The 8,511-nt window shown below is 60.7% G+C and carries 7 protein-coding genes; 2 read left to right on the top strand and 5 right to left on the bottom strand.

Annotated elements, in window-relative coordinates:
- Positions 1-643 (bottom strand): UPF0182 family protein (locus tag Y707_RS0118230; RefSeq protein ID WP_253905250.1); only part of this gene is annotated, 643 nt, incomplete at its 3' end.
- A gap of 193 nt (positions 644-836) precedes the next feature.
- Positions 837-1,871: a YlbL family protein gene (locus Y707_RS0118225; RefSeq protein ID WP_253905249.1), complete on the bottom strand. Its 1,035-nt coding sequence runs from the start codon at positions 1,869-1,871 to the stop codon at positions 837-839.
- Between the two features lie 250 nt (positions 1,872-2,121).
- On the opposite strand from Y707_RS0118225, the gene Y707_RS27390 reads away from it, so the two are divergent.
- Positions 2,122-3,567 carry a zinc-dependent metalloprotease gene (locus Y707_RS27390; protein WP_035782536.1) on the top strand — a complete coding sequence of 482 codons (1,446 nt, stop codon included), beginning with the start codon at positions 2,122-2,124 and terminating at the stop codon, positions 3,565-3,567.
- On the opposite strand, the gene Y707_RS0118215 is transcribed toward Y707_RS27390, so the two are convergent.
- Complete coding sequence (locus Y707_RS0118215; protein ID WP_026536132.1) at positions 3,564-4,124, bottom strand: M48 metallopeptidase family protein; 561 nt, start codon at positions 4,122-4,124, stop codon at positions 3,564-3,566. The genes Y707_RS27390 and Y707_RS0118215 overlap by 4 nt on opposite strands.
- A gap of 176 nt (positions 4,125-4,300) precedes the next feature.
- Between Y707_RS0118215 and Y707_RS27385 the strand changes: the two genes are divergently transcribed.
- Positions 4,301-5,374 (top strand): ThiF family adenylyltransferase, encoded by a 1,074-nt coding sequence (locus Y707_RS27385; protein ID WP_035782534.1) that lies wholly within the window; start codon positions 4,301-4,303, stop codon positions 5,372-5,374.
- 12 nt (positions 5,375-5,386) lie between these two features.
- Here the strand turns inward: Y707_RS27385 and Y707_RS0118205 are convergent, their stop codons facing one another.
- Together Y707_RS0118205 and nudC are read right to left on the bottom strand one after the other, a co-directional pair.
- Positions 5,387-7,579: an ATP-dependent DNA helicase UvrD2 gene (locus tag Y707_RS0118205; protein ID WP_275451232.1), complete on the bottom strand. Its 2,193-nt coding sequence runs from the start codon at positions 7,577-7,579 to the stop codon at positions 5,387-5,389.
- Positions 7,579-8,511, bottom strand: a 933-nt coding sequence (gene nudC / locus Y707_RS0118200; protein WP_333782858.1) for an NAD(+) diphosphatase, incomplete at its 5' end; no start/stop codon positions are given. The genes Y707_RS0118205 and nudC, both read right to left, overlap by 1 nt.

Genomic DNA, 8,511 nt, shown 5'->3' with positions numbered 1-8,511 from the left:
GAACCCGTGCCGCCGTACTGGTGAAGATGCCCTTCTCCTCCAGGCGGATGCCCCCATAGAGATAATGCGTGAGCAACCCTGCAATACCAGCGACCAAAACTACGCTGATCATGAATCCCACGAGGAAGCCGAGGAACGGCAACGTGACCATGTAGAAGGTGTAGTCGAGTCCGAATTCGGGGTCGGTGGCCCCGTAAGGAACCTGGTTGAAGAAAAGCAGAACCTGCTGCCACTGCGAGGAAGCCGCGGTTCCGGCAAAAACGCCCAACAGAACCGGAATACCAATCATGGCCAGCTTGCGGACAGGCTCAATCGTCTCCTGATAGCGGCTCAGATTGTCCTGAACGTCTGTATCAGGAGCATAGATCGGACGCGCACCGTACGCAACCCTGAGGCTGGCATAAACGGTGGCACCCATAATGACTGCTGCAACGACGAAGATCGCAGCCTGCGTAACATTCTGCTTGACAAAGACGTCCAGATATCCGAGCTGATCGAACCACAACACGTCGGCATAAATACCGGCGAAGAACAGGAAACCGGCCACCAACGCACCAACGACAATCAAAGTCGGAATGAGTGGTCCGCGGCGGTTTCCGAAAATGGGGCGTGGTCTATCCTGCGTGGATGGTCCGGAAGTCACTCTTTACCTCATCATTTGGGTCTGCTGCTTCATTACGGCAACCGGTTTGGTGCAGTTATTCAGGTGCGGTTATCTGTGCCACGACTGGGCGCGGCAGATGGTTCCGTGCTTTCTCATTCTGCCCTGTAACTGTTAACTACAGCGAATTGGCAGAGCCATGTCCGACGAATGTCGCCTGATTGTAATCCGCCCGCTATTGCGCTTCACAAGTATCCAATTCCGATGTGTCTCCACCGGAACCAACAGTCCGCACAGTTTCGACGGCCTCATCCAACGTCTCAACGCTGAAAACCTCCATCCCATCCGGAATGTTTCCAACGACGTCTTTGCAATTCCCAGCCGGAGCGAGGAATACCTCTGCCCCCTCGCTGCGTGCCCCGTCCATCTTTTGGGCGATCCCGCCGATAGGGCCAACCTTGCCGCCGGGTGAAATGGTTCCAGTCCCGGCAAAAAACTCCCCGCCGGTCATATTTCCTTCAGTGAGCTTGTCGACGATTCCGAGTGAAAAAATCATTCCAGCACTGGGTCCGCCGACATTCTGCAGGGCGATGTCGACTTGAAACGGGAAATCGAAATTGGTGCCGAGGAAGACGCCAAGCTGGAAATCCCCGGTTTCCGATGCAATCGGTGTCACGGTCTCGGTAATGGTTTGCCCGTCACGCTGGACCGCGAGTTGGACGCTCTCACCGCTTGAAGCGTTGAGCTCCTCACGCAGGACATCAATGTTCTCGATCGGAGTACGGTTGATTTCGAGGAGGACATCGTCCGGTTTAAGGACGCCCTTCGCTGCGGATTCCTCCGTGAAACCCGCGACGAAGAGTTCCTGCTCGTACTCGATGCCGAGCTGTGTCAACGCCGCGGCAATTGCATCATCCTGCGACGAGTCCATGGCGGCAGCATTCCGCTGCTGAACCTGATCCTGGGTGGTGCCAGGCGTGTATACAAGGCCCACGGGCAACACTGTGTCGGATGGGTCAGCCCAGGCTTCAAAGGCCTGGAAAATGCTTACGTTATTCCTTGGTCCCGGCCCACCCGTAACGTAAACGGTCGTCAAATTCAGGTGCCCTGACGCGGGATAGACCTGATGGTCCTCAACCTGGATGACCGCGCCTTCTCCGGTGCCACCAAGAGTGTTGAATGTCGGCCCGGGGCTCTCAACGACGTACGGTGCGGGAAGCAGGAATGCCACCACGATCAGGACTATCGAGATAACACCGGATACCGCCATTGCGCTGAACCTTGGATCCTTCGGCTTTTGCGGCCGCATCGACGATGCGGGCGGCCCATTCGGGGGGTAACTCAACAGCACAACCTCTCGAATCTGGTGTTTATCCAAGCCTACGCCCGCGGCGGCGCTTTCTTTGCCTTTAGCGAACCGGTGGCGGGCAGGGCGACAAGCCGATCTGCCTGCCGGTAACGTTTAACGTCACAGCGTACTTAAACGTCCCAGAAGGCTACAGCAGTGATCGGCGGTATCCATGAGCTCCAACCCACCCAATGACGGCGAGAATCCGAAGGATCCTCTGTCTGAGATGCTGGCGAAACTTTTCGGCGGCGAGGGAGCGGGCGGCATCAGTCCGGAAGAGCTGGCCAAAGCCACCGGCATGCCGTCCGATCCGCAGTCTTTGGCCATGATGTTCCAACAAGTCCAGGCCATGATGAGTTCTCAAAGCGATGCTCCCGTCAATTGGCAACTGGCACATGAGAACGCCCGTCAGGCAGCCGCTGCCGGAAATGATCCTTCGATTACAGCTGCCCGGGCACGTGAGGTCGACGAGGCTCTCCGGTTGGCTGAAATGTGGCTGGACCCAGTCACCGATTTCCCGAGTACAAGCATGATCGGCCGGGCGTGGTCACGGGCTGAATGGGTCGAGGAAACGATGGATACCTGGAAGCGGCTGACAGAACCCGTCGCCAACAGTGTCGCGTTTGCGCTTTCCTCTGCCCTTGGTGAGCAGATGCCGGAGGAGATGAAAGCGATGATGGGCGGGGCACAGTCGATGCTCCAGAACATGGGCGGCGCGCTCTTCGGCATGCAGCTTGGACAGGCAGTCGGCGCCCTTTCAGGCGAGGTTGTCAGCGCTTCCGATATCGGGGTTCCGCTTGCTGGGAAACAGATGGCCATGCTGCCTGCAAACGTCGACTCGTTTGGCGAAGGACTGGACGTGCCGCAGAAGGAAGTGATGCTCTTCCTCGCGGTCCGGGAGGCGGCCCATGCACGTCTGTTCGCCCATGTGCCGTGGTTGAGCGGACATCTGCTGGGTGCCATCGAAAGTTTCGCCAGGGGCATCCACATCGATATGGGAAAGATCGAGGAACTGGCCCGCGATATTGACCCAACGAATCCGGAATCCATGCAGGAAGCACTCTCCCATGGTGTCTTCATGCCTCAGCGGTCGCCAGAGCAGGATGCGGCCCTGGAACGGTTGGAAACGACTTTGGCACTGGTCGAGGGCTGGGTCGATGAACTCAGCGCGGCTGCTGCTCAGAATCTGCCGTCTGCTTCGGCTCTGCGGGAGACCGTGCGCCGGCGCCGGGCCACCGGCGGACCGGCCGAGCATGCATTCGCCTCGCTCGTTGGTCTTGAGCTTCGACCGCGCCGGCTCCGGGATGCCGCGGCTTTGTGGTCGCATCTGGAGGAAGACCGGGGCATCGCTGGGAGGGACGCGATCTGGGCGCATCCGGACCTCCTGCCGACAGCCGAGGATCTGGACGATCCATCCGGCTTTGGCGGCCGCCGAAAACTGATTGAAGCGTCGGAAGAAGATGTCGACGCTGCTTTGCAGAAGCTTCTCTCCGGCGACTATGACGACCAGCCAAGCGACGCCGGGCAGAGCGGCCCCGAGGCTGACAGTACCGACGGTCCCGATGACGGAAACGGTGATTCCGGCGATGAAGGCGGCAATGCCCCGGGCCGAAGCTAGTCTAATTCCGTTTCCCCGGTAAGTCCCCGCGAACTCGCGAACGCGGCCCCTTCCAGGAATGCCTTGGCCAGGTTCGTCTCCGGATAGGCCTCCAACAACTGCCAGAACTTCGCGTTATGCGATGCGACAATCAGGTGCGTCAGCTCGTGCAGGATGACGTAGTCGATGACCCATTGCGGCATGCCTCTGAGCTTGTCCGAAATACGGATGGTTTCCGTAGCCGGAGTTGCCGAGCCCCAGCGCGAGTTCTGGTTGCTGACCCACCGGATGCTCTGTGGCCGGGCCCTGCCTGCGAGATAGCGGGCTGACAGTTCCAGTGCATGATCCATCAGTTCCCGGTCGCCGGTTGCCGACCCTCCTGGCCGCTGAGCCGCCTTCGCCTTCTTTTGCTCGAGCCGGCTGACCATCTTCTGGACCCATTCGCGTTCCTCACCGGCGCTGAAATGCCCGGGAATAGCAACGACGGCTACTCCATCCTGCCAAAATGCTGAGACCGTGCGGCGGCGACGGGCGGAGCGGCGGACTTCGACCGGCTGTCCTGTCGTTGTTGTAGTCATGCCATGACGTTACCGTCCGGTTGAGCCCAAACCACTTCCCACGTATCCGGCTGTGGAAAACGTCACTCGACGACCTTCCACGTGCCAGCATGGCTGGACGGGGACAACAGCATCAGCAGCATCAAGGCTAAACAGATCCAACGCCCAACGGCGTTGGAGGACGGAGGAAGGCGCAAATGTATATCAACCCGCGGTTGCACATGTTTGACCGGTCCGAACAGTGCCTCCAGTTCGGCGTTGGGGAGCAAAGCGTCATCCTCGACGGACTCACCGTTCCTGATAAAAGACTGATCAATCTTCTGATTGAAGGGACCGACGAACCGGAGTCGGTGCTCGCCGGCAAATGCGGGTTACTTCCGGTCCGTGCCGGATATCTAATCCGGATGCTCCAGCCGGTCTTGGTCATGCCGTCCCAGAACGAAATCGCTTTGTCCGGATTGCGCGCCGACCGTCTCGAACCCGACATTATCCAATGGTCGGCTGCATATGAATTGAATGCAGCGCCCCTAATGGAGCGGCGTAACCAAGCTGCAGTCCGCGTTGTGGGACTGGGCCGAACCGGCAGCACAATCGCACAGGCGCTCGCCGGAGCCGGCATCGGCACTCTCCGGCTCGACGACAACCATCGGGTCGGTCCCGCAGATGTTGGGGCAGGGTCGTTCCGATTATGTGATGTCGGGATGCCTCGTGCAGCGGCCGTACGTCGTCAAATACACCACATTGATCCAACAATCCAGACCCATACCATTGGTCAGCCGGGACAAAAGCGGACCTACGATGCATCGTTTTTCACACTGGACCTGGTGATTCATATCGCCAACGACATCACTGACGAGCAGCTGCAGGCAGACTTAATGCACAAGGAGCAACCGCATTTGCCGGTAATACTCCGGGACAGGGATGTACTCGTTGGTCCACTTGTCGTACCCGGCAGAACCGCCTGTCTCGGTTGCGTCGACCAGCACCGTGCGGACCAGGATCCGCAATGGCTGCAGATCTGCCGGGCGATGCGTGTACGGGCTTCGGCAGAAACCGCCCCGCCGCCTGAAGAAACTGCTGTTGCATTATTCGCGGCCGGATCAGCAGTCCTCCAGGCGCTGCTGCTGATCGACGGCGTCAACCGCCCCTCAGGCTGGTCGACCGTCACCCAAATGCGCACGGCCGACGGCTCGAGCACCAGTTTAAGTTACCAGCCACATCCGGCGTGCGGCTGTACGGACCAAGCCCCCGCCGCCTGCGCCGCCGGATAGCGGCTGGACGGCTCAATCGCCGTTGATAATCTCCAGCACTGCTTCGCCGTACCGTTCAAGTTTGCTCGGCCCCACTCCTGCCAGCATGGACAACTGTTGCGCGGTGGCCGGTTTTGCCTCCGCGATAGCCACCAGCGTCGCATCCGTAAAGACGACGAAGGCCGGAACCTTCGCCGCGGATGCCTCCTCCAGCCGCCAGCTGCGCAATGCTTCGAAGGTGGCCTCGTCATAGGTGGGCGGACAATCACTGCATCGACCGACCTTGCGCTCCGCCCCCGTAGCGAGCATGCTGCCGCAGGTACGGCACTGTGCCGGTGCCGCGGGCTTGCGGCGCTTCCGAGTGGGTCCGGTTCCCCGGCTGGCCTGCGGCGTCGAATTCGGCCGAAGCCCGTCAAGGAAACGTGACGGTTTCCGATTCGCCCTCCCGCCAGGGGTTCGCGCCGTCGACCACGACAGCTGCAGGTGCTTCCGGGCGCGGGTAATGCCCACGTACAACAACCGCCGCTCCTCGTCGACACCTTCGGGCGTGTTTGCGAAAGAAATCGGCATCAGACCTTCGCTAAGTCCCACCAGGAAGACTGCATCCCACTCGAGTCCCTTGGCCGAATGCAATGAAGCCAATGTGACGCCTTGGACCGTAGGGGCATGCTGCGCGGCCGCCCGCTCGTCCAGCTCGGCAACGAAATCCACGAGCGAAAACGTTGCGTCGGGTATTTTCGTCCTGGTTGCATGGAGCTCGTCAGCCAGCGCCACCAGCGCCGACAGTGATTCCCAACGCTCACGCACGGCCCCGCTCGTCTGCGGCCCCTGCGCACTGTAGCCAAGGGAGGACAGGACGTCCCTGACCTGCTGCGGCACCGCCTCATCGGTTCCCGCACGGGAGGCCGCCCGCAGCTGAAGAATGGCGTCGCGGACCTCCCTGCGCGCGAAGAACCGCTCACCACCACGTAATTGGTATCCAATGTTGTTGGCCGCCAGAGCCTGCTCGTATGCCTCGGACTGGCCATTGGTCCGGTACAAAACCGCTATCTGGCTTGCTTGCAAACCATCCTCGAGCAGTGTTTTGATCCTGCTCACTACGCCGGCTGCTTCAGCCTCATCATCGCTGAATTCCGTATACGACGGCTCCGGACCCGATTCCCGCTGCGCTATGAGCTGCAGCGGAGTTGCCCAGCTGTCCCGCACCGATTTTTTCGACGCTGGTAACGCGGTGCCCAGCGCTGTCCTGCGCCGATCCGCGGCTTCGCCCTCAGCCGTACGCACCGCGAGAAGGTCGTTGGCAAGTTTCACCACCTCCGGGGTGGACCGGTAATCGCGGACCAGCTTGACCACCGTGGAATCCGGGAACTTCTCCGTGAACTTGAGCAGATGTTTCGACGTTGCTCCAGTAAACGAGTAGATCGTCTGGCTCGCGTCCCCCACGACGCAAAGTTCCTCCCGGTCGCCCAGCCACAGTTCAAGCAACCGTTGCTGCAGGGGCGAAACGTCCTGGTACTCGTCAACGACGAAGTGCCTGTACTGCGCCCGCACTGTAGCGGCGACCTTCTGGTCCTCCTGAAGTATCCCGATCGTGATCAGCAGGACATCTTCGAAATCGATGACATTGCGGTCCGTCTTGACGTCCTCATAGGACTGGAAGAGCCTGGAGATGGTGGTGAAGTCGAATCCCGCCGGTTCGGCCCGGCCAACCGTTTGTTCCAGATACGTTGAGGGCGTCAACATGGAGACCTTGGCCCACTCGATCTCGGAGGCCAGATCGCGGATGGCGGCGCGGTCGGTGCTGACCTTCAGCCGCCGGGCGGCCTCGGCGATTAGGGTGGCCTTGTGGTCCAGCAGTCCCGGAAGTGCTCCGCCGACGGCCTGCGGCCAGAAGAACTGCAGCTGGCGCAGGGCGGCCGCGTGGAAGGTCCGGGCCTGAACCCCGCCGGCGCCGAGATCGCGTAGACGGGTACGCATTTCCGCCGCCGCGCGGGCCGTGAAGGTGACCGCCAGAACCCGTTGTGGGTTGTAAACACCAGCATGGACTCCATAGGCAATCCGGTGGGTGATGGCACGGGTCTTTCCTGTCCCCGCTCCAGCCAAAACGCATAAGGGGCCTGTCAGTGTGGAGGCGACGATGCGCTGCTCCTCATCCAGCCCACCGAGGATGCGGTCCTCCAACGACAATTCAGCCTCGTCGTTGAAGGGCGTGTCCTGCACGCTCACTATGGCGTCTCCGCGGGTTCAATAATTGGACCGCCGTACCAATGCTCAATCAGCGAGCGGGCAATTGAAGCTCCGGAGGCAATCTGGATTTCCCCACTGTATACGGCCTCCGCCAGCTCTTCCCGGGTGAACCAGCGCACTGCGGTGATCTCGACGCCGTCGGGCATGGTTTCTGTGCCCTCTGCCTGAGCCGTGAAACCGAGCATCAGGGAACAAGGGAACGGCCAAGGCTGCGACCCCATATATTTGGGTGAATGAACGACGACGCCGGATTCCTCCGCGATTTCCCGTACCACGGCGGCTTCCAACGATTCTCCGGGCTCCACAAATCCGGCAAGTGTTGAGAACCTGTTGCCAGACCATTGCGCCGAATTACCCAGCAACAGCCGGTCCTGATCATCGACAACGGTGACGATGATCGCCGGGTCGGTCCGGGGATAATGCTCGCTGTTATCAAGAGGGCACCTGCGGACCCAGCCGCCCGCCTCTACTTCTGTCGGGGATCCGCAGCGCGGGCAGTGTGTGTGGGTAGCGTGCCAATTGGATACGGCCGCCGCCTCGACAAAAAGCGCCGCATCCCTCGGGGACAGCTCAGTGGCGACCTCCCGCAGCCCAAGCCACTCTGCGTCGTCGTCCCATTCCCCGGGCTTGTCCTTCAAGATCATGAGTACGACGTCGGTGCCGGCCGGTTCATCCGCGGGCACGGTGGTTCGCCCCAGATAGATGAGGTTCTCAGCCCACTCGGTCTGTTCGGTTTGCGCTGGCTCCACCAAGACCAGGGAGAAATCCCGGATGAGAGTCTTGCCATTGTGGATCAGCATCACTTTGGTTGATGGCTCCGCCCAGATCCGGTCCATCATGCCGCCGGCGAGCCTGCGGTCGCATCCGCGGTCCACTCCGATCCGCGCCAGTGCAAGGGATCCCAGCGGCGG

Origin of the sequence: Arthrobacter sp. H14 (assembly GCF_000520495.1) — a bacterium.
GTDB lineage: Bacteria > Actinomycetota > Actinomycetes > Actinomycetales > Micrococcaceae > Arthrobacter_C.
Note: the sequence above shows the minus strand (reverse complement) of the source record. Positions and strands in the feature narration are given on the sequence as shown.

Coding starts and splice junctions, on each gene's coding strand:
- Y707_RS0118225 (WP_253905249.1), bottom strand. CDS start 1,871: ATGGCGGTATCCGGTGTTATCTCGATAGTCCTGATCGTGGTGGCATTC.
- Y707_RS27390 (WP_035782536.1), top strand. CDS start 2,122: ATGAGCTCCAACCCACCCAATGACGGCGAGAATCCGAAGGATCCTCTG.
- Y707_RS0118215 (WP_026536132.1), bottom strand. CDS start 4,124: ATGACTACAACAACGACAGGACAGCCGGTCGAAGTCCGCCGCTCCGCC.
- Y707_RS27385 (WP_035782534.1), top strand. CDS start 4,301: ATGTATATCAACCCGCGGTTGCACATGTTTGACCGGTCCGAACAGTGC.